The 21290-nt window shown below is 49.6% G+C and carries 24 protein-coding genes, 1 tRNA gene and 1 pseudogene; 8 read left to right on the top strand and 18 right to left on the bottom strand.

The window, feature by feature from the left end; genetic code table 11:
- Positions 1–17 precede the first annotated feature (17 nt).
- Positions 18–908, top strand: a complete 891-nt coding sequence (locus ABGT79_RS13515; protein ID WP_346666622.1) for a suppressor of fused domain protein — start codon at positions 18–20, stop codon at positions 906–908.
- Positions 909–1227: 319 nt separating this feature from the next.
- Here the strand turns inward: ABGT79_RS13515 and ABGT79_RS13510 are convergent, their stop codons facing one another.
- Entirely contained in the window at positions 1228–1965 is a 738-nt protein-coding gene (locus tag ABGT79_RS13510) for an alpha/beta hydrolase-fold protein (RefSeq protein WP_346666621.1), read from the bottom strand.
- Positions 1965–3155: a hypothetical protein gene (locus ABGT79_RS13505; protein WP_346666620.1), complete on the bottom strand. Its 1191-nt coding sequence runs from the start codon at positions 3153–3155 to the stop codon at positions 1965–1967. Before ABGT79_RS13505 ends, ABGT79_RS13510 begins: the two co-directional genes overlap by 1 nt.
- 277 nt (positions 3156–3432) lie before the next feature.
- Between ABGT79_RS13505 and ABGT79_RS13500 the strand changes: the two genes are divergently transcribed.
- The 5 genes from ABGT79_RS13500 (at position 3433) to ABGT79_RS13480 (ending at position 6539) form a co-directional block, all read left to right on the top strand.
- Positions 3433–4557, top strand: a complete 1125-nt coding sequence (locus tag ABGT79_RS13500) for an A/G-specific adenine glycosylase (RefSeq protein ID WP_346666619.1) — start codon at positions 3433–3435, stop codon at positions 4555–4557.
- A 10-nt stretch (positions 4558–4567) separates the two neighbouring features.
- Positions 4568–5725: an NADP-dependent isocitrate dehydrogenase gene (gene icd, locus ABGT79_RS13495; protein ID WP_346666618.1), complete on the top strand. Its 1158-nt coding sequence runs from the start codon at positions 4568–4570 to the stop codon at positions 5723–5725.
- Positions 5726–5796: 71 nt separating this feature from the next.
- Positions 5797–5887 (top strand) — tRNA-Ser (locus ABGT79_RS13490).
- Between the two features lie 96 nt (positions 5888–5983).
- Positions 5984–6301 carry a DUF6538 domain-containing protein gene (locus ABGT79_RS13485; RefSeq protein ID WP_346666617.1) on the top strand — a complete coding sequence of 106 codons (318 nt, stop codon included), beginning with the start codon at positions 5984–5986 and terminating at the stop codon, positions 6299–6301.
- Complete coding sequence (locus tag ABGT79_RS13480) at positions 6210–6539, top strand: hypothetical protein (protein ID WP_346666680.1); 330 nt, start codon at positions 6210–6212, stop codon at positions 6537–6539. The genes ABGT79_RS13485 and ABGT79_RS13480 overlap by 92 nt, the downstream gene beginning before the upstream one ends.
- A gap of 227 nt (positions 6540–6766) precedes the next feature.
- Here ABGT79_RS13480 and tnpA read toward each other — a convergent pair whose 3' ends face one another.
- The 5 genes from tnpA to ABGT79_RS13455 all read right to left on the bottom strand — a co-directional run bounded on the left by tnpA (position 6767) and on the right by ABGT79_RS13455 (position 12114).
- Positions 6767–7237, bottom strand: coding sequence for an IS200/IS605 family transposase (gene tnpA, locus ABGT79_RS13475; RefSeq protein ID WP_346666677.1), 471 nt, complete (start codon positions 7235–7237; stop codon positions 6767–6769).
- 1221 nt (positions 7238–8458) lie between these two features.
- The gene (locus ABGT79_RS13470; protein ID WP_346666616.1) at positions 8459–8935 is read right to left on the bottom strand and encodes a hypothetical protein; all 477 of its coding nucleotides are present in this window, start codon (positions 8933–8935) and stop codon (positions 8459–8461) included.
- A 71-nt stretch (positions 8936–9006) separates the two neighbouring features.
- Complete coding sequence (locus ABGT79_RS13465) at positions 9007–10026, bottom strand: WYL domain-containing protein (protein WP_346666615.1); 1020 nt, start codon at positions 10024–10026, stop codon at positions 9007–9009.
- Positions 10027–10072: 46 nt separating this feature from the next.
- Positions 10073–10672 (bottom strand): ATP-binding protein, encoded by a 600-nt coding sequence (locus tag ABGT79_RS13460; RefSeq protein WP_346666614.1) that lies wholly within the window; start codon positions 10670–10672, stop codon positions 10073–10075.
- A 53-nt stretch (positions 10673–10725) separates the two neighbouring features.
- Positions 10726–12114 carry an AAA family ATPase gene (locus ABGT79_RS13455; RefSeq protein ID WP_346666613.1) on the bottom strand — a complete coding sequence of 463 codons (1389 nt, stop codon included), beginning with the start codon at positions 12112–12114 and terminating at the stop codon, positions 10726–10728.
- Positions 12115–12493: 379 nt separating this feature from the next.
- On the opposite strand from ABGT79_RS13455, the gene ABGT79_RS13450 reads away from it, so the two are divergent.
- The gene (locus ABGT79_RS13450; protein WP_346666612.1) at positions 12494–12787 is read left to right on the top strand and encodes a DUF1653 domain-containing protein; all 294 of its coding nucleotides are present in this window, start codon (positions 12494–12496) and stop codon (positions 12785–12787) included.
- A 96-nt stretch (positions 12788–12883) separates the two neighbouring features.
- On the opposite strand, the gene ABGT79_RS13445 is transcribed toward ABGT79_RS13450, so the two are convergent.
- The 11 genes and pseudogenes from ABGT79_RS13445 to ABGT79_RS13395 form a co-directional block, all read right to left on the bottom strand.
- Positions 12884–13315, bottom strand: a complete 432-nt coding sequence (locus ABGT79_RS13445; protein ID WP_346666611.1) for a hypothetical protein — start codon at positions 13313–13315, stop codon at positions 12884–12886.
- A gap of 437 nt (positions 13316–13752) precedes the next feature.
- Complete coding sequence (locus ABGT79_RS13440) at positions 13753–14157, bottom strand: hypothetical protein (protein ID WP_346666610.1); 405 nt, start codon at positions 14155–14157, stop codon at positions 13753–13755.
- A 132-nt stretch (positions 14158–14289) separates the two neighbouring features.
- Positions 14290–14571, bottom strand: coding sequence for a hypothetical protein (locus ABGT79_RS13435; protein WP_346666609.1), 282 nt, complete (start codon positions 14569–14571; stop codon positions 14290–14292).
- A 103-nt stretch (positions 14572–14674) separates the two neighbouring features.
- Positions 14675–15301, bottom strand: coding sequence for a hypothetical protein (locus ABGT79_RS13430; protein ID WP_346666608.1), 627 nt, complete (start codon positions 15299–15301; stop codon positions 14675–14677).
- A gap of 81 nt (positions 15302–15382) precedes the next feature.
- Entirely contained in the window at positions 15383–15964 is a 582-nt protein-coding gene (locus ABGT79_RS13425; protein WP_346666607.1) for a hypothetical protein, read from the bottom strand.
- 178 nt (positions 15965–16142) lie between these two features.
- Positions 16143–16355, bottom strand: coding sequence for a hypothetical protein (locus ABGT79_RS13420; RefSeq protein ID WP_346666606.1), 213 nt, complete (start codon positions 16353–16355; stop codon positions 16143–16145).
- Positions 16356–16363: 8 nt separating this feature from the next.
- A complete protein-coding gene (locus tag ABGT79_RS13415) occupies positions 16364–16876 on the bottom strand; it encodes a hypothetical protein (RefSeq protein ID WP_346666605.1) in 513 nt (170 codons plus the stop codon).
- 28 nt (positions 16877–16904) lie between these two features.
- The gene (locus tag ABGT79_RS13410) at positions 16905–17114 is read right to left on the bottom strand and encodes a hypothetical protein (RefSeq protein ID WP_346666604.1); all 210 of its coding nucleotides are present in this window, start codon (positions 17112–17114) and stop codon (positions 16905–16907) included.
- A gap of 7 nt (positions 17115–17121) precedes the next feature.
- A complete protein-coding gene (locus ABGT79_RS13405) occupies positions 17122–18204 on the bottom strand; it encodes a hypothetical protein (protein WP_346666603.1) in 1083 nt (360 codons plus the stop codon).
- A 373-nt stretch (positions 18205–18577) separates the two neighbouring features.
- On the bottom strand, positions 18578–19237 hold the full coding sequence (locus ABGT79_RS13400; protein ID WP_346666602.1) for an outer membrane beta-barrel protein: 660 nt from the start codon (positions 19235–19237) through the stop codon (positions 18578–18580).
- A 118-nt stretch (positions 19238–19355) separates the two neighbouring features.
- Positions 19356–20515: pseudogene (locus tag ABGT79_RS13395) on the bottom strand (SIS domain-containing protein); the annotation flags it as partial.
- Positions 20516–20702: 187 nt separating this feature from the next.
- Here ABGT79_RS13395 and ABGT79_RS13390 point away from each other — a divergent pair.
- Positions 20703–21140 (top strand): hypothetical protein, encoded by a 438-nt coding sequence (locus ABGT79_RS13390; protein ID WP_346666601.1) that lies wholly within the window; start codon positions 20703–20705, stop codon positions 21138–21140.
- The last annotated feature ends 150 nt before the right edge of the window (positions 21141–21290 follow it).

Raw genomic sequence — 21290 nt, 5'->3', positions numbered from 1 at the left:
CATGTCAGGAGCATTGTATGTCCTGCGCGGTAAAATCGTCCTCGACGCCTTCCATGTACGACAACGCCGATCGCAACCTTCTCATGGCGCATGTGCAGAAGCATTTCGGAACCATCTCCGGCATAGGACAGACGCAACTGCCCTCGGGCGGCGCACTCGACATCCTGGCCCTCACATCCCCCAGTCGGAAACATATCGGCAGACTCTTTTCCGCTCAGACCTCCCCTTCTGCAGGAGAAGAAACCATTCTCCTCACCATAGGTGCCGGGGCTCGCCCCATGAGCGTTCCCAAAGACAGCGAGCTTCCTCCCCGGGCCGAATATCTGATACGCCTGCCTGCTGACTGGAACGTACAATCTGCCGAAGAGCAGGACGCCTGGCCCGTTCGTCTGCTGATGAATATTGCTTCCCTGCCTGAAACGACACAAAGCTACAATTCCTGGGGGCATACCTTCAGTTTTTCGCAGGGCCTTCCTTTTGCCGACAATACCGGGCTTTGCTCCGCCATGCTGATAGGCATGAACGATCGCGAGGGGCAGTGCCGTCTCCATAACGGCGAAGCCGTGACGTTTTATGAGGTCATTCCCCTGTACGCGGAAGAGCTGACATTCGTCGCCGAACAAAGTCCTGTCGCTCTGATTGATGAGTTCATCCGCTACAACCTCCCCCGCGTGGTGACGCCGGATCGCCCCAATGTCGCCGTCATGGCAAAACGCAGGGATGAACTCGTCAAAAACTTTCAATCCATGGAAAACAGCAAACGTCATGAACTTGCCAGGCACATGGACGCCCTGTCACTGGAAGAACGTATTGCCCTCAAGGAATCGCTTACTGCCGACGGCGGACTGACCAGACAGGCTTCAAATCTCGTGCGGCAGGCCATGTCTTTTTTCAAAGGCGGAAACTAGGCTCTTCTCCGACTTCAGCAGGCGTCACGCTCAAAGGGGTGCGGATTCTCCGGGCAAGCTTCGTTCTATGCCCTTTCGTACACTCAGGCGACGAACCGCTCAGCCGAATGAGGTAGGCAAACTCTGAGACAAGTCATGCTGTCTTCGTGCGGAATCGTCTTTGCCGCCTGACGCCGACCGACCAACTCGGGCAGAAACTCAGGAAACAAAAGCCCCTCTGACCGGTACGCTATCGACTTCGTCTTGTTGGACACGTGGTCATTAAAAAATATACGAGGGAAATCCCCCCCCCGTATATTTTTCAAGACCGATGCCTGCATTAAAGAATCTTATTGAGAAAATACGGGAACTGTTTTCTCCACCAGGGCCAGTCATGATCCACATCGTGTCCCCAGAAGTCAAAAAAGGCGCGGATGCCCTTTTCTTCAAAAATCGCCTTCAGTATGCCTGTAGTGCGTATCATTTCATCTTCCCAGGCACCTTGCCCCGTGCATATGTATATGCTCCGGGTATTGAACATGGGAATATAGGAATGATCCAGAGGGAACCACCTCATATAATCGACTATGGAGTTGTTGTAGAGGTTGGAGTCCATGTAGTCGCCGAAGAAATATCGGGCATCGTAGGCTCCGCTCAGGGCAATGACGCCATCAAACAAATCGGGACGACGCAGAAACGTGTTGAGCGCATGCGTTGCCCCCATGCTGCATCCAGCCGTCAGCGGAGCCTGCCTGGTTCCGTTCATCTGCAGCATGAGCGGCGTGAACTCCTCGGTACAGTAGCGGAACCACTGCTCCTGAAGCCATGCGCGACGCCCCTTGTCGCCGTTTTTGTCCGACCATGTTTCTTCATCAATGGAATCCACACAGAACAGCTGAATGCGTCCGGCATGAATATGCTCCGCTACGGTTTCCGGCATCTGAAAGTCGTTAAAATCCGTACACCGTCCGTTTTGCGTAGGAAACACCATCACAGGCTTGCCCGTATGGCCGAAAACAAGAAAAGGCAGTTCCCGGTCGAGAATCCTACTGTACTGGCTGTGACGCTGATACTCCATCAGTACGTCTCCTGCACAAAGTGAATGAATTCATCCTTCTGTTCGGCCGTGTCGAGAATGGCCGTCCACTGATGATTCCCCATGGCCCCGGAAATGGCTTCGGGAATGTCCAGGTCCATGACGATGCGCCCGGCATAGCGCGCACGAATTTCTTCCGGCGTATGCACGTAGGGCTTGCCGTTGCGTCTGCCGGCATAGACGGCAAAGAACTTCTGCCGGTCGAGATCAACAAAGGTCTTGTCGTGCGTGACCATGTCGGCCCATATGGAATATACGTCCACGCTGTTGGCATAGTTGAACATGTCTGGCGTCCATCCGCCCGCAGGACGCATGTTCACCTCCAGAGCTACCAGCTCTCCCTTGCGGGCAAGACCAGGCTTGTCCTCCCTGAGCCTGAAGAACTCCAGATGGAAGAAACGACTGCGCACATTGAAGGCCTTGATGGTATTGCGGCCGACTTCTTTGAGATCGTCTGGCAGATTGCTTGCAGTGTAGTAGGCCAGATGATCCTTGTTGTTCACTATATCCGCAATGGACGGCGGCCACGATGTGCAGGTTTCAAAAATCACATTGGCCTTGGAATCGGAAACGCCGTCGTAGGACCAGATGTCTCCGCAGAGATATTCCTCCATAATATAAGGAACATTCTCCTTGCCTGCATAAAAGCGTTCCATCTCTTCATCGCTTGAAATCTTGTAGCTGCCGGAAGCGCCCATGCCGCCGTCGGGCTTGACGAACACCGGATAGCCCACTTCATGCGCAAAGGCCTTGCCGCTCTCCAGATCGCCGATAAGATGCCAGCGCGCCGCAGGCACTCCGGCCTCCTGATAAAACTTCTTCATGGCTGACTTGCGCCGCACGTTGGCGACCTCCGCCACGCTCATGCCGGTTTTGATATTGAAATCGTCACGCAGACGGGCGTCCTGACTGAGCCAGTACTCGTTATTGCTTTCCACCCAGTCTATACGGCCGTGCTTGAACGTAAGAAACGCCATGGCTCTGTAAACCTGGTCGTAATCTTCCAGAGAGTCCACCCGGTAATACTCCGTAAGACAGCCGCGAAGCTCGCCTGACAGTTCGTCATAGGGCGTGTCCCCTATACCGAGAACATTGACGCCGCGAGCCTTCAGCCGATCGCAGAAATTCCAGTACGACTGGGGAAACTGTGGAGAAATAAACACAAAATTCATAAGAATCCTCTCAGTAGGACAACTATTTCCGCCCGCATCCAGCGCGGAAATCATATGTATTGCGTTCAGTATGAATCACTACATCGCAAAAAGCAATCACAGACTCCGGCATCAAGACTTTTGGAGTCCATAACCAGGTTCTTCTCCTGAAAAAATTGCCGCATCCCCTACTCGCTTCATCCCCCCTTTCCGAGCGGCGTGCTCAATACTCATTTTTTCTTTAAAAACCGACCGACATTGTCTTGTAAGCACCATCGTTGCCGTATATACTGCCTCGATGTTTTCCGTATTCCCCCAGAATGACGTTACAAAGATCACCGACGCCCTGCTCGCCTGGTTTGCCCTCCACAAGCGTCCGCTGCCATGGAGAGTGCATTACACGCCCTATGAAGTATGGATATCCGAAGTCATGCTTCAGCAGACGCAGATGGAACGCGGTGTTGCCTACTTTCAGCGCTGGATGGGCCGTTTCCCTGACGTGCGCTCTGTGGCCGAAGCCCCGGAAGAAGAAATACTCCGCTACTGGGAAGGTCTCGGTTACTATCGGCGCGCGCGTTTTCTTCATCAGGCCGCAAAAATCATGCTTGAACGCCACGGAGGCGCCGTTCCCGACTCCCAGGAGGAGCTCTCCTCTCTGCCCGGACTTGGCGACTATACCGTGGCCGCCATTCTCGGCATTGCCTATGAGCAGGACATGGTATCCATCGACGCCAACGTCGAGCGAGTCTTTTCCCGACTCATGAACATCGACTCTCCCGTCAAAAAAAATCCGGCGGCCGCACTCATTCGTCAGGAAGCGCAGCGTCTTCTGCCTCACGGACAGGCCCGCGCCTACAATCAGGCGCTCATGGAGCTCGGCGCTCTGGTCTGCGGCAAGTCTCCGCAATGCCTGCAGTGTCCGCTTGTCTCCTGGTGTTCGGCGCACAAGTTGGGTGTGGAAAAGGAACGTCCTGTTGTCGAGGCAAAAGCCCGCACCATTCCCGTCACCTCAGCGCACGGTATTCTCATTGTGGAAGGTAAGGTGCTGCTGCTTCGTCGCAGTCCCGAGGGACTCTGGGGCAACATGTGGGAATTCCCAGGAACGGAGGTCTCTTCCGGATCTCCGCAGGAAGCGGTCATACGAACGCTGGCAGAAATGGGCGTTCCGGTGGAAATCATTGCTCCTCTCGGGCAGGTTCAGCACGGCTACACAAATCACAGACTCACCGCCCACTTTTTTCGCATTGCCGCCGATCCCCCGCTGACCATGAACGAAATTTCCGCGAGACTCGACGATGTTCCCCACCGTTTTGTTCCTTGGAACAAAACGGAAGATCTCGCCATGCCCGCACATCATCGGAAAATGGCGGAACGCTATTTTCTCAGAAAAACCCGCGCTAAGGCGGAACAACTCTCCCTGTAGGAAGGCTACTATGAAACACACTGTTTATTGGATTGAAGGCGACGGCATAGGTCCTGAAATATGGAAGGTGACCCGGCCCGTTCTGGACGCTGCCATGCAGGCCTCCACGGACGGCGAAGAGGAACTGGAATGGGTGGAACTTTTGGCCGGTGAAAAAGCCACGCGCCTGACCGGCTCTCCCCTTCCTCAGGAAACCCTCGACACCCTGAAAACGGCGTCCGTCGCCACCAAGGGACCGCTCGGCACGCCCGTGGGCGGCGGCATGCGCAGTCTCAATGTGGCCATGCGTCAGGCCTTTGATCTGTACGCCTGCATTCGCCCCGTCAGCTGGTTTGAAGGCATAAGCACGCCCGTCAAGCATCCTGAAAACGTCAACATGGTCATTTTCCGTGAAAATACCGAAGACGTATATGCTGGCATCGAATATCAGGCCGGCTCCGCCGAAGCGGAAAAGCTCGCCGCATTTCTGCGTTCCGAGTTCGGGGCAAAAATCCGCGAAGCGTCCGCCATCGGCATCAAGCCCATGTCGGCGTTCTGCTCCAAGCGTCTTGTCCGCCGCGCCATCCGGTACGCGCTGGATCACCATCTTCCCAGCGTCACCCTGGTGCATAAGGGCAATATCATGAAATTCACCGAAGGCGGATTCCGCGCATGGGGATATGAAGTTGCCAGAGAAGAATTCGGCGACGTCACCATTCCCGAAAAGGAAGCCACGCCGGAAAACAGCAAGGGCAAGATCATTATTAAAGATCGCATTGCCGACGCCATGTTCCAGGAAGCCCTGCTTCGCCCCGAACAGTACAGCGTTCTTGCACTGCCCAATCTGAACGGAGATTATATCTCCGACGCTCTCGCGGCTCAGGTCGGCGGTCTCGGTATGGCCCCCGGCGTCAACATGTCCGACACTCTGGCGCTGTTTGAAGCCACGCACGGTACGGCTCCCACTGCCGCGGGCAAGGATATCGCCAACCCCGGCAGTCTATTGCTCTCCGGCGCTCTCATGCTGGAGCATCTCGGTTTTGCCGCCGCAGCGGACAAAGTGAGGCAGGCTATTCTCAAGGCCATCGCCGCTAAGACTGTCACTCCCGATCTGGCAGCGGAGATGACCGGAGCTCAGGCTGTTTCCTGCTCAAAATTCGGTGAAATTCTCCTGGAAAACATCCGTTGAAAAAAAATTTGGAATTTTCCAATTTTTTGCTTGACGTCCGGGGGCATCTATACTAGAAACACACCTGTCGCGGAGAGGTTTCCGAGCCCGGCTTAAGGAGCACGATTGGAAATCGTGTGTACCCGAAAGGTACCAAGAGTTCAAATCTCTTCCTCTCCGCCAAATATTTATAACCCGCTGTTTTTACAGCGGGTTTTTCTTTTAATCGCGGCTCGTTCGTACTGGATACACCTTCTGGATACGTTTCAGGTACGACATATGAACGACTTAGAGCCGCTGAATATTCCCGGAACAGCTTCTCACTCCCGGTACCTTTCGAAGTACAAGACCTACCTTTCTCATCATCGCGGTATCAGGTATTTTAGAATAACTGTGCCGAATCACTTACGTTCTCTCTTAGGAAAAACTGAAATCCGCCGCTCTCTGGATGGTATGAAAAGATGTTGCTGCTACTGTTTATCCTCTACTGCGACATGGAGAGCGAGTGGTGAACTCTTTCGGCGTGGAAGATCATGGAAGTACCCCTCTGAAGGAAGCCTTGTGGTGGGTACTTGGGAGGCTTTCGACAGGGCCTGAACATCGAAAAATCGTCTTGGTGGTGACGGACGGCTACCCGGACGATCCTGAGTCTGACAAAGAAACGATAACAGAAGTGCAATGGATGGGAATGGAAGTGCTGGGTACCGGCATCGACACTCCATTCATCAGCAGCATAATCCCTTGTGCTGAAACCATTACCGACATCCACAAAATTACTCCGACTATGTTTCGGTTTCTTCAATACGCAATGACTGAAAGAAGAAAGTGGCCGTGACGTCATCCATCAAACCGACAACTTGGCTAGCAATAGACATTCTGGTTCTTCAAATTGCCATAGAAATAGTGAAAGATACGGAAGAAGATGCCGAGTCAGGACCACCCGTAAAACGGGTGGCTTGTTACTTACTCGCGCCTTAAGGGCGCCGGCTTGAACTTCTCTGGTCGGCGCCCTCTCTTTTTCAACAGTTCAAGCCCCCATGTACTTTGACTCGTAGCCTGCTCCTAAAGGAGCTTTCCCTGCTTTGGACTGAACGGATCCGTATATTCCCTGCTCGTCCTCTTATCGAGCATGATATCTTCTCGATCCTGATCCCGTATATATTTCCTGATCGTTGCTTCGTTCAAACCTACTGTGCTGACGTAATATCCCACGCTCCAGAATCTCCGATTGCCATACCGGTATTTCAGCTGGGAAAATTTATCAAAAATCATCAGTGAACTTTTACCCTTTATATACCCCATAACCGACGATATCGCATACTTTGGCGGTATCATGACAAGCATATGCACATGGTCTATCATCATATGCCCCTCAATAATTTCAATTCCCTTGTAATTACAAAGCTGTCGTATTATTTTTCCTATTTCTTCACGGTATTGCCCATAAATCACTTTTCTCCTATACTTCGGAGTGAAGACAATATGGTACCTACACAGCCATTTCGTATGTGCCAGATTTTGTTCTTTCGCCATAAAAAAACACCTTTTCGATGTGGACGGGAGCCTGAACAACTCCGTCTTATCGAAAAGGTGTTTTTTTAGGTATAACCGTTTTGTGTTCCACCCGCTTAGCGGGTGGTTTTCTGTTTCGGTCGCTTCCGCTCCCTCAACTGCCTGAAGGACTAACAAAAAAGGGCTCCTTGGTCTTTTGCCGAGGAGCCCTTTTATCAAAACTTTTTTATTCAGTGGCAATCCACAGGTCATATTGTCAGCATCTTCTTCGTTTGTATTCCATTTTTATAAAAAAAGGCTGTACTCCATCAGAAGCCTCTCATGCTAGAATCAGGCACTCGTCCCCCCTCCCTTCAAGTCCGGCGACATAATTCAGTACTTCAGGCATGAACACTATCCTGTCGATTCCTCAATGTACATTTGCAGGACTTGGACCTGCCACGCACTCCGAGCCCAGGAAAACCTCGTCATCTATGAAGCTCTCTACGACCTGCATGATGAAGATACCCTCAAGGTGTTCGCAAGGCCAATCAATATGTTCATGTCAAAGGAGTACAAGGAGAAGTATCCCGACATCCAGCAGTAATATCGATTTGAGCTTCTGCTTCGTCTTTTTTAAGCAGAATAGCCCGATGGGACATCTCATGTCACTAACTGAATCACTCTCTCGAATCGACGATCTTCAGGAGCAGATCAACAATCTGCCCTCCCTAAGCGAAGCAGAAATTACCTCTCTGCGTGCATATTACAAAGTCAAGCTGACCTACAGCTGAAACACTCTGGAAGCCGCCCCCTCACCGAGTCGAAAACAACTGTAGTTATCGCAAAAAGAGGGAAAGACTAAGTGCACAGAGGGATGAAACTCAAAGCATTGCTGATGCTTCTAGGCTACCCGTCTCCATACACATAGACTCTGTTCCCCTTCATGAAGTCAAGACTGTCTAGGATACCATCAATGAGATAATCACGTTAAAATATCCCGACGAGTCAGGCCCCGGGAAACCGGAGCTTGACTCGCATGTCCTCCCCTCAAAAATGAGGGCTTCTATCTTCCCATTTGTGAAGCCTATAAACATTTTTCCTCTAGATTGTGAGTTTGCGTCATAGCATGAAGTAACTGGAAAAAGTGTCGATGCGCACTATAATCCAGTCGCCTTATATTTTATACAGATCAGCATATATTCGTCAAAACTTCATAATTTACAAATTATCATAAATATAGTTTTTATATATTTAAATTATCTAATTATCACTTATACCAGATATAACAATATTAAACGATGTGAAATCAGATGAAATATTACTTTTCACAGTCACCATAAACAAAGTATTTTTATTATTGTATGCATTTCCCATCATTTCTTTAATAAATGATTCTACTTCTAAAAAAGTATCTAGACTGATATATTCATCAGTCATATAGTTTATAATAATATATCTATGATTACAGGAAGAAATAATATCGAGGACCTGATTAACGGCTATCTCGGCAGCAGTAACAGCAGCTTTTTCTCCATCTGCCCAACTTTCAACCATCACAGCAGGCATACAAGACATTGCGTTTTCCAAGATATCAATGCAGTCCCCTTCTACAGATTCTGCATCTATAACACCTGGTTCTTTCTTGAATGACATTAATAAATCCTGCATATCCTCATAACTGAGTACTTTTATTGCAGTGTTTTTCAGATACATCTCTTCAACTATTTTAGATATCATACTTTTCTCCTGATGGTAGTATGTCTACATTAATTCTTCTTACTGAATCTTTAGCCGCTCTGACATTTTATTTATTTCTCAGAGCAAGAGTCAGTCCCTATCCTTTTACCAGTATAACATTCTGCCATATTTTTTACCCTCTCTACTACTTCCTGTCGCAACCAGACTGGGGAAAGCAGCTCGGCGGCATCACCGAAACTCAACACCCAAGAGATCACTTCAACTTCACTTCGACAGGTCATGGTCAAAGTGAGACTCCCATCCTGATGGCGAACAATAGATTGATCAACACTCCATATCCGCTCACTGACATATGTTGCTGCTGATACATCAAACCATATTTTTACATTAAAAGAATATCCCTGAATAAGACCAAATTTCATGTCATCATCGCAGGCCATGTCAGGTAAAGAGTCAGAGCTACGAGTTGTAGATCTGACTTTGATTATACGATGAACTGCTAAATCCGTAGGTTGGTCATATTTTTGTATTACATTTCCTTTATCAAATACTACCCATCCGCGTACATAAAGAGCTTCATGATATGCAATGAGTCCTTTTGGTGCAAAGCAGTATGTCTTTTTCTTTCCATGAACAGCTGCACGATAACAAATACGACATACCTGATGTTCATGTATAGCAGCAATGAGCAACTCCAATATCTTTCCTAAATGAGTATAGTCAATTGCTCCTTTAAAAACAGATTTACTATTTTCAACTCCGATATAATCGACTTCCATGGTATTCTGCATATAAGCCGATGCACACTGTAGCGTTTTTTCTGTCCGATCCTGCATATCTTTTGGCAAAATATGCATTAAAAAAGAACGACAGAGTGCCAGCTGCTGAAGACCACCGGCGTCTAGACTAAGTTTAGGAAGCTTTCCGGGACGCTCCAGCCTATAAAAACACTCACGATTCTGCTTTTCACAAACAAGCTTGCCAAAACTTGAGGCCTCCAGCTTATTCATATCTCGTATGATGGTCTGCTTTGAACAACCCATCCGGCTTGATAGTTCTTTAAGGCTTATCGCCTTAGGTGAAAATAAAAGCATGGAATATAAAGAAAGCAGACGTTCAGAAGGATTCATAATTTTTCCTTACCATTGAAATAAATAAATTTTCTGACCATCATCTTCAGTCTATATTCTGCAAAGAATACTTTGTCGAATCAAGCTTCAATTCCATCTTCTGTAAAAGCGCCTGCACAAGAAGATCATGAGTTACCTTCTCCGGCTTCGTAAAAAGTGGACTATATCTTGTCCGTACGACATGAAAGTCACCAGGTGTAAGATACAACATACTTGCAAGTCTATTCCGAAGTCTATCCGATATTATATCTTTACATAAAGGATCAAGAATTGTATTATAAAGAGATTCAACTTGTACTCTATTAGCATATAGAAATTGCAATCTATAAGAAAATCTCCTTAGAGCTGGATTATCAAGATGCTCTATTCTGTTTGTAGTACATATACAAAATCCTTGACTTTCATCCAATGAAGTCAAAAACTCATTTACAAGAGTAACTTCCCACGACTGGTGAGCAATATCGCGGGAATAGAGAAAAGAGTCCGCCTCATCAATGACCAGAACTGCACCACTCCGCTCCATTTCATGGAAAGATTCTGCAATAAAGCGGGCAAGTGCAGTCTTTCCCGTACCAGGTGGTCCATAAAATAATATATTACCACATCCAAGTGGTAATGTTTCTCCAGAACGAATTGCTTTATCCATATTATGACAAAAATCTATAAATGAAAAAATATTTTCTTCATTACATACACCATTCAATGTAAAATCTGAAACTGTATTATAATTTTTTTATGTTGAAAACTACCTCTACTTTGAAAACGAAGATAAGCATAAAGAATACGATCAATAGCATCGTAAAACTTGCGTCCAACAGGATATAATCCTGCTTCCTGTACTACTGAACTTTCAACAATATTCACTTTTACTGGATACTTTAAGGAAAGTTTCGTTATAGAAGACTTATGAAACCGTCTCGACAGCCCCTGACGTTTCATCACGTTCCGCCACATCTCTATACGCTCATGCAGTCCAAGAGCTTCAAAATACATACTGTAAGTAAAATACGACCTGAACGCTGGATCAATTTTTTCTATTTCATCGGTTATCCAAACGATTTTTTGACCGATTCTCTTCAAAAAAGAAATAATATCCGTATCACTGCTAAAAACGATATGAAGCAATCTTTCTGCACCATCTACAACGATAATGGACTCTTTCTGCTTGGAAGCCCTATGAAGACACGCAAAAAATGAAGCTCGGTACTCACTATCTCTTCTTTTATCCCGACTACTTACAAACCATACCTGCATATTAAGAGTTCTGGCCAGGCTGTGAATAAAAGTCTTTTTACCCGCCCCAGAAGGTCCGTAAATCAAAAAATTTACTGGAAAGTCAACCTGTTCCTTCAAGAGACGGCTCACATGACGTAATTCTTCGTCTGTTCTGTGAAAAGACTTCAACGGTAACAACTCTGCACAAAACTTACTGCAGAAGTATCCTTCCTCAAAGGATAACTCCGATGACCAGAAGGATTTAATCATTTCCGTCAGCCCCAAAGAATGGTCAGGTAAATATTCGATTATGCCAAAAGAATGCAACATACTGATATGAACAGATAATACATCCTGCTGTATGCTCAGTGTCTGCGCCATCATCCTACGATTACTGACATTAAATATATTAAATCTGATATCAAAATAGTTTTTGACCTCAGAAAAACTATGGATAATATATATAAACTCGCAAATAGCAATGTCATCATCATCAAGTCCAAACACTCGCTTGAATTCACATCCAAATGATAGAAATTCTACATGTAATGAAGTGTTTACTTCTTCTGCTACCTGTCGGCATCTCTGTACAATCTGTTCTACAATATATGAGCATACACAAGGATGTTCCTCAACAAGTACACTACATGCACTCGCATAATGATGTACTTCACTGTCCAATATATTTTGAACAGCATGATGTGCCGCAATTCCAGACGAACTTTTGAATTTTGAAGTCTGTAGATCTATGTTTTCTAGAAGCTCCCGCAAATCACCAAAAAGCCACTGCACGCAACTGAAAAGTTCCGCAGTAAGATTCAGCCCCCCCCTCTGAGAGGGCAAGAAGCCACTGTGCTGCCCTGCGTTTGCCATAACAGATTTCGGGAGTATCTAAGGAACAGCTCTGCTTTTTTAAAAATCTGGGGGACATTGGACAAGGGAACCTCCTTCTGGATATACACAGCATGAGGCTACCAAAACATCGTTCCAGATTCTGACAACTATTCTATATTTTTTATTCCTGTCTTATCAGCAGGTTAGCCTGCCATAATTAAAAGCAGCTAGTTCTCAGGCGAAAAAGGACCTAACAAATTCCTGCATCAGCGCTGCATCTGCCTCTTCATTACTAGCCCCTTGTCGGCTTCGTTTGCGTCTGCTATTCCAAAATAATCACTGTCTTTGGCAAAACTGTCTCGGACGAAAAAGCTGTTTCCATCACAACCTTGATCCTTTCTTCTTTCAGGAGTCTCTCATGCCAGAATTAGACAATCGTCCTCCCTTCAAGTCCGGCGACATCGTTCAGCACTTCAAGCATGAACGCTACCCTGCAGATTCTCCCATGTACACCTACAGAATTCTAGGATATGCCACGCACTCCGAGACCAGAGAAACTCTCGTTATCTATGAGGCTCTTTATGACCTGTACGATGAAGACACACTCAAGGTATTTGCAAGGCCGCTCGATATGTTTATGTCAAAGGTAGACAAGAAGAAGTATCCAGATATCCGGCAGGAATATCGATTTGAGTTTCTGTCCCGAGCGTAAATTGGGTAGCGTATGCTTCCTTGTCTGTACTCCCTCCTCTGGCTTCACGTTCTCACGGCGATTCCTTGCCCTGTCTCTCCTCAGCGCATCAGCGCCTTATCCTTGCGCGGCAATGCATCCTTCCACGGTCAACCTGTACGCTCCCTTTGCGCCGAGGGCGTCAAGTATTCCAGCAGACTCATCACGCACTCTTCGCGCCGCGGCTGCAGCTTCAATGTCCTCATTGCTGGCCACGATGCGGTCAAAGACCTCACGAACTTCGTCTGTCAATTCCACGTCAAGTATGGCGGCTTGACGGTACACGCGCATGAGCCACTTCTTGAAACGGCGGAACACGCCTTCCATGCCCCGCGAAGGAGAAACGCCTTCGCGCAGATAAGCTTCAAGGCCGCGCGCCACCATTTCCTGTTTGGCTATGTTTCTGGAAATAGTACGTTCTTCCGGCGTGAGCTCCTCAAAGCTACGGCCGCCAAACTGTCCGCGCTGATACCTGTCGTACTCCGCCTTCAAGTTGGAGTCTTCATCCATGCGGGAAGTCCAGGAGCGTAAGTTCTGCAGATCTCGTTTCAGTTCCGGCGTACCAAGCCTTCACTTTCCAGCCTCTCCATTTCCAGGTGAACGGCATGCATGATCTCATGAGCCAGCGTGGACAGGTTGCCCCCCCCCGGAAAAACTGGATGTAGTAGTTCCCGTCAAGAGGAGTGATGGAACCGGAAGCCGCAGCGTACACCCGTAAGGCTATGCCTGTTTCCTGCGGATGAAAAAGCGTATTGTGTTCCGAAGTATTCGGCGGTATATTTCTATCTGCAATACCGCTTTGGCCCGAGATAGCGTCAGGGGTTCCGGTAACGGAATGATTGGACTGCGCCCTTTCCCAAAGCGGTGTTTCTTTTCTATAGTATTCCGGTCGAACAGGGCCAGCCGAAGATACCCGATAATACTCTCCTATCTCCTCAAATTTTAATTTAATGATTACTCTTTTTTGGGTTGTCGACCACACAGGCAAGCTGATAACTATTATTTGTATTGCCAGCATATACGGCATCAAAATTACGCAACACATAATCAACAAATTCTTCTGGAGAAAATCCCATCGAAGAAAGTTCTTTTCCGTGTCTATCTCTATTGTGCTGAATGCCGGTCTCATCCAGCACAATAGCACCGAGCTTATTCAGCTGTAGTGTTGCAGCAATTTCCGGTGTTACTTCCCCAACAGGTTTACCGTATCCGGGTATGCTACTTCTAAAAAAAATATTCTGATTCAAGACTATCGTTGTCGCAGAAACTCTGCCACGTCTTCCCTCGGCCGTCCTCCTCTTCTCCTTCAGCATCTCAACAGCGTCGAAGAATCGGCATTCTGCGGGAGCCATCCTGCATTTTTCAGGATGTCGGCGAGTTCGTCTATCGAAAGGCCTTCTCCCTTCCTGGCAAAGAGACTACGGCCGTGCATCTTGGCGAGCTCGTTCCGTGCATCAGGAAAGTCACGCTTCAGGCTGTCAGGGTCAATGCGGCCCCCATACGTTTTCCCAAAACAGGGCGTCGGCTTGCGCCCGGCCCTCCTCGTCTCGTACAAGTCTCTGCAAGCGGTTCATGAAGTCGTCAACGATGGACTCATACGCCGCGCCGCGTCCCGAGCTCTGAAAAAGAGCTTGTTTCTGTTCATTGACAAGCATATTCAGCCGAAGTATGATTTCTTCAAAGCTCCGGTGGAGAGCATCCGTAGCCGCTTTGTCTGCTCCGCTGCTTACTGATTCCCGGAGCTTCTTGTTGTCCACGAGTCCCACGAAATATATCCTCAGTCCCTTGGACGATTCTTTTTACGGTATCCAGGCACAGGCGTCATCTCCATTGAGATTCAGCGCTGAGACATATCTTCGTAGGCCGACATCAGGCATGTGATTTTTTGTCTCCATCACGTCCTGCCTCCGCCGCCCATTTCCATGCATTGGCGATTCGGGCAGCGACTCCTTCGTGTTCGCTGCGGGTAAAGCCATTGGACATCGACTTATCGCCAGCCTTGGTCCTTTCCAGTTTCCGTCTCTGATTGGCGTTGACCTGTGCCGTTACTCCTTCAATCAGGTTGGGCAGATCTTTCCCCGCGAGTGCAGAAAGGGCAGCGTCCAGCTCTTTGCGGCTGACTGCTCCTTCAATTTTCGTCACACGAGACATCGGAACGCCGAAACTATTCGTATGTTCCTGTTGATAGGGATGCCCACCTCTACCGGCTTCTTTTCTGGTCGGCGTCTTTTTCTCCCTCAGCATCTCAACCAGCGTCGACGAGTCGGCATTCTGCGGGAGCCATCCTGCATTTTTCAGGATGTCGGCGAGTTCATCTATCGGAAGGCCTTCGCCCTTTCTGGCAAAGAGACCACGGCCGTGCAGCTTGGCGAGCTCGTTTCTGGATTCGGGAAAATCTTGCTTCAGGATGTCAGAATCGAGCCTTCCCCATACGTTTTCCCAGAACGGAGCGTCGGCCTGCGCCTGCGCTTCTTCTGCTGCCATCTGCTCCACCATTTCTTCGGTAGTTCTTGTCCGTCCCTTCTCGTCTCGTACAAGTCCCTGTATCTGCAAGCGGTTCATGAGGTCGTCAACAGCTTAGCCGGCCTGTTCCCCATATGCCGCAAGTCTCTGCTCCGCATTTTCCACCAGCTTCACAACGGAGCCCACATAATTTCCGACACCGGTCTCAGTATCGGCGAAGCTGGTCAGGTCGTTCAGCAGACCGCGGATGGAGCGCACCGCCTCCGTCAATGCGGAGCGCAGCCGCACAATGTCGTGAGACAAGATATTCTGCTCAAACTCCCACTCTGACGCTGCCTCGTTGATGGCATTCACATCGTCGGCAAGATAGAGATTCGGTTCCTGTGCCTGCATGGCGCTGGGTGAGGCCGGCCCCTCTTTCAGGATTTGCGCCACGCGCTGCATAGCGTCGGCGTCAGGTCGAGACTCCAGTCTGGCCAGAGGTACGGCGATATCATGCCCTAGCGCGGCGGATTCTCCCAGCGTCTGCTGTTCCCACACGAGCTGCGCGGCGATGTCCCCCCCCTCGCGCTGCATCTGCCATGCGACGTCTGCAGGAATGAAAACAGTCTGATTGAGTCCCTGGGCCTTCAGGAAACTCTCCATACACACAGAAAAGAACTGTTTTGTCTGTGTGGCATTGATGGTGTCCGTCACTTTTCCACGGACGAGGCAAATTCTCTGACCCTCGAAATACGGGCGCTGCCTATGGCCAGCTGGGTTACTCCGGGGAGAAGGACAAACCATGCTCCGACCTTTGCTCCCTCGATGTCTGCTTCCACATTTACACCCATGGCCGTCGAAAAGCAGTCCCTTCTGATTTTCCCGGAATAGTTTACTCCAAGGTTGACAAGCCAGTTTTTGTGCTCGCCTCCATCTGCCCTGAGATGCCTTCCTGTACCACCTCTTCAGCACCTTCTGTGCCGGCACCGAGTCCCATACCAGCAACAAAACGCCGCAGCGCCGGCCATGCCGACTTGTTGAATACGGCCGCCTTTACGGCATCCTTCACGAATATTTTGGGGGACTCTACGCCGAGCTTGGCCATGGCGGTTTTTACGGCCGGAGAAACATACTTGAGGACGGCAATGGAAAGCGCATCGCCGCCCACTTCCACAAGCACGGAAAGGTTGCCGTAGAGCATGGCCGCGGTTTTGATGGATTCCTCGTCAAGGTACTGTCCGGCATCGTCCTTCTGTTTGAGCATATCGGCAAGGAAGTTTGTCTCTTCCATATCACGGCAGGACTCAAACATGCCTCTGGTGAGGTCTGCTCCAGCGCCTGCATGCCCATGGTGCTGTTCAAAAGAATCACGGCCCGACTTCTTCGTATCATGTCCTTGCCATTGCCACATTCCACAAAGAACAAGCGATCTTTTATGTCGCAAGCCTCACTGAAACTGCGGATGAACAGGTCGCAACGAATGAGTCCGCTGTCCAGAGGAAGATTGCGGATGACCAGATGCATGTCTTTGGGCGCATCCTTTGCAAAGGAAGCCATTACCCAGGCAATGGCCTCCTTTATGCCGCTGAATGGGGAATAACGTCGTACCTGAGAATCGGAATCCAACTGGATCGGAAAAAGAAAGAACGGCGCGTCAGTGGGATGAGATGATGAATGCCCCAGGATTGCGACGGCGCATCTCTTTCAGCATCGCAAGATTTCCCCGGAAGCCGCAGCCGCCCCGCCGCACCGAAGCGTCGTCCTCCACCTGACCGGACACCAGCAGCCCCCGGCGATCCGCAGGCCAGCTGTCCCGGGAAAACGCACGCTGTCCCACATTGTATTTGGTAAGTCCCTTGTCCACGATATATTCACGAAGCACCCGGGCGCGTGCACACAGATCGTCGTGCCCTTCTCTCCGGCATGCCCTGCAAAATGACTTCAAGATCACTGGGACGTGAGGGATCGTAATAAATTCCCCTTCTGTCCAGTACCAGAGAATACGGCCACTGAAATTCCGCTCCGAGCCCCACGGAACGAATAAAGCCATCTTCCATGCGAACAAGAGCAACGCCCGCACGTCCGCAGAGCTCTTCCAAACTTCCATCCACGCACTTCGACGACCACACCACCACATCGCCTCCGCGGCGCGCCGCACACGCGACGGCCCTCTGTTCACCATGGAAGTATTTGAAGAAGCGAAACGAAGCGCCCGTACTCTGCAGATAGGCCCGTGCATGAGGATGCTTCCACAGTGAATAGCCGAAGCAGGCGTGAACCCCACGGTTCTGTTCATTCTTCTCCCGCTGCACGACAAGCCTCTCGATGGTATCGTGAATGTCGCAGCGCTGCCCGGTCACGGGATTCACATATCTTGCATAGCAGAGATACGCTGCCGCAAACGCTTCCAGAAGCGTACGCTTCTTCATCCTGCGCGGGCAGGAAACGGCGTCTTCCGTAAGACCCCAGCCCGCGTAGAACGGCATGCCAAAACAATGTACACGCCTGCCAAGCATGAGCGCCTCAAAGCCCATCTGGGAAGTCACCGTATATACTTCATCTGCCTGTGCCAGAAGAGAAAGCGGAGATACATCCTCGGCAATGAGCGTTGCGCCCTCCGCCTTCGCCCGTTCCGTAAGATAGCCCTGCTTCTTTCCGGCCAGAACGTCAGGATGTGTTTTTATAAAAATTCGAGCTCCGGAGAATCTGGTCTTCGCATTTTCCAGCATGGCGACAAAGGAAGATGCGTCTGCCAACCCGAAGGATACGGAAGCATCCCCCACAGTCTGATCAATGACAAGCACGCGGGGAGAATCCGGCATCGCCTCTCCCAAAAGATGAGACGAAGCATCCGATGCATGGTTGTACTTGCTGAGACCATGGCGAATGATGGCAACAAGAGCCTTTTCTGCCGAGGCCAAGAGCGCAGGCACTTCCCAGCCGTCACGGTTCAAAAGATTCTCCAAATCTGAAGGGCCGGTGGCATCTAATAAATGCCGGCATGATCCACGACCAGGGAAAGCGGCTCCGCCCCCACGCAGCCAAGGCGCAGCGAACCGTCTTCCACGGCAATGTAGACAGGCTGTGCTCCGCGACATAGCACACCGTTCACTATCAGCCGTGTGCTTTGCCCCCATCCGGTTACGGCCGTGCACACGGCTCCCCCCTTTTTCCGACAATCCTCACCTTCCCGCCCCAAAAAGCGGAAAGGTGAGGAATACGGCAAAACTTACGGGAGAAGGCAAGAACACACGTCTGCTCTTCCGTTTTTCCCGTTTACCATATTCATGACAGCGCCACCGAAAATTTCAGCTCCAGAGCCAATTATTAAAAAGTAATTCGCAGACCAAGTATGACCTGATGCATATAGTTCTTCTGAAGATTCAAACGAATGGAGTCACATGAAGCATCCGTATCGCGCATAATAACAAAACGATATCCAATATCCAGAGAAACGTTCTTATTGAAGGCATAAGAGCAGCCAAGACTAAGCTGTCCTGCAGGAACCGTTGAATGGTCGGATGCCAACATTCCCATACTGCTTCCTTCTACATCAATGAAAGCCGTGCCTGCCCCAGCCCCAACATACGGAGTAAAGCCGCTGTTGTTCCGCATATCCATATAGGCATTCACGAACAGTGTCTGCACACCTATCTTGGCCCTGAAAGGAAAACGCCTTCTGAAAACCTTTACAGAAGATGTTTTTGAAACACTTTCGGAGGCTCCATACTCCAGTTCCAGGCGGAACGGAACCTGATACTTTCTCCAGAAATCGTATCCCAGAGCCAGAGCGCCACCTGCTCTGACTCCGAACACTCTGCGCGGCCCCCATGACGAGGCAGACAAATCAAGATTTCCTCTGGTATGCAGCACAGATACCGTAAATTTTGGAGCAAGATAGACGCCGTAGACCGTGCTATCTGCCGCCAACGCAGATGATGACAACATAATCATCACAACCGCAACAAAAAAGAACAATCTTTTCACATTATCCTCCAGAAGAAAATATATCTGTCAAATCGACAGTGACATACTTATTCTGAAGAACAATGATACTAATAATTATTTTGTATTAATATTGTATAATAAGAGCCAATCATTAAAGTTATTCTACAGTTACACTCTTTGTCAGATTGCGCGGCCGAGGTAGTCCGCCATCTGATAGCTGAAAAGCTGGAGCGCAGGCAGCGCGAAGAAGCAGGAAATCACCGGATGCGCCGCAGGCAGCACCCACAGCTCTTCCACGGAACGATCCGGAACCTTTCCGGTTTTCTCCTGCACGAGAGCGATGACTCTGCCCTGTCTCGCCAGCACTTCCTGAATGTTGGACTTCACCTTGAGAAAGAGCGCGTTGTCGAGCGCGAGCGCAAAGGTGGGGAACTGCGGATCAATGAGCGCAATGGGACCGTGCTTCATTTCGCCCGCGGCGTAGCCTTCGACGTGAATGTAGGAAAGTTCCTTGAGCTTGAGCGCACCTTCCAGCGCGAGCGCGTGGCACTGACCGCGACCGAGATAGAAGAAGCTGCGCGAAGAGGCAAAACGCAGGGCAAGCTGTCCGGCCCGCTCCTGCATGGCCGGAAGCGCGGCCGAAAGCTTTTCCGGCAGCGCGGCAAGCAGTTCCCTGTCGAACACGGCCGGCGTGCGGCGCTGTCCGTAATAGAGCGACATGAGCGCCAGCAGCACCATCTGACTGTACATCGTCTTGGTGAACGCCACGCTGATTTCAGGTCCGGCCTGCGTGTAGAGCACCACGTCCGCCTCGCGCGCAATGGACGATCCCACCACGTTGCAAAGACCGATCACCCGGCAGCAGAATGGGATCGCGATAGCGGAACTCCAAGGCGATGTCGAGATCCGTGGGAATGCCGCCCACGTTTTCCAGAAGCTGCTGTCCCCAGAGACCCGCGTTGTACGACGTGCCGCAGGCCACAATGTGCAGACGCGTGGGCACGGGAATGTCGTCGAGCTCCTGAAGGTGCACGGAAAGCGCGCCGTCGCTCCCTTCCATCACGCGGCCGGTGAGGCAGTCGGTGATCACGCGCGGCTGCTCCATGATCTCCTTGAGCATGAAGTGCTTGCAGCCTCCCTTGGCGCGGCCTGCATGTCCCACGGCACATGGCTCACGCTCTTTTTCACGGGCGAAAGATCGGCCAGCGAAAACACCTGCCATTTCGCGCCCTCGATGCGGGCCACTTCGCCGTCTTCCAGAAACACCACTTCGCGGGTGTAGGGCAGAAAGGACGGAATGTCGGAAGCCACTATATCCATCTGTAATCATATCATATAACTGGTGTACCACTTGCGATAACTTCTCAAATATTTGCAGAACCACCTTTATACTAGCTACACATAATTAAAAATTCTATACTTTCATATAATTTCCAGATATTATATATGGTAAATACTCATATATCAATATTAAATCAATATGTTTTTCTTCTACATAAATGATATGGATGGCAATTCCCGCCTGAAGTACACAAACTGTTCCAGCTTTTCCGTATTTTTCAAAGGAGAATACGGAAGAGCTGCCAAAGTTCATCAGAAAATCGTGACGGTAGGCGTGCATACCGAGGGGGCCGAAATACTGCAAAACAATACCACGGAGAAGAGAAATAGTATGGGGCTGCGGCTGAATCCGCTTCGTCGGATCACTGAAAAGTCCACAGTCTCGGAAACACAGCCGAGGCTGTTAGGAACATACTTTTCAGTCTACAAATCACCATACCATGACTCAGTTCATAACTCCATTAACGACGAGTATGAACAGAATGAAGCAAACACAGCATCAAGAGAACTTCAGAGAGAAGTGATAAAAACTTCCGATATTGATCCCAATGTTGGGGGAGCACATCGAAAAATTCAGTTGTATCATTACGGTTTATCCTGATGACTCCTGCAGTATACGGATTCAACATGCAGCTGACGAAACGCAGCGATAAGCAGTAAAGGAAATCGCCCAGACCTGATGATGAATCGGGCATCATCGTTAAACGAAAAACACCTTTTCGACGGCAATGAGGACATGAGCGACCCCACC

Source organism: uncultured Mailhella sp., assembly GCF_963931295.1.
Taxonomy (GTDB): domain Bacteria; phylum Desulfobacterota; class Desulfovibrionia; order Desulfovibrionales; family Desulfovibrionaceae; genus Mailhella.
This window is presented reverse-complemented; position numbering and strand designations above follow the sequence as displayed.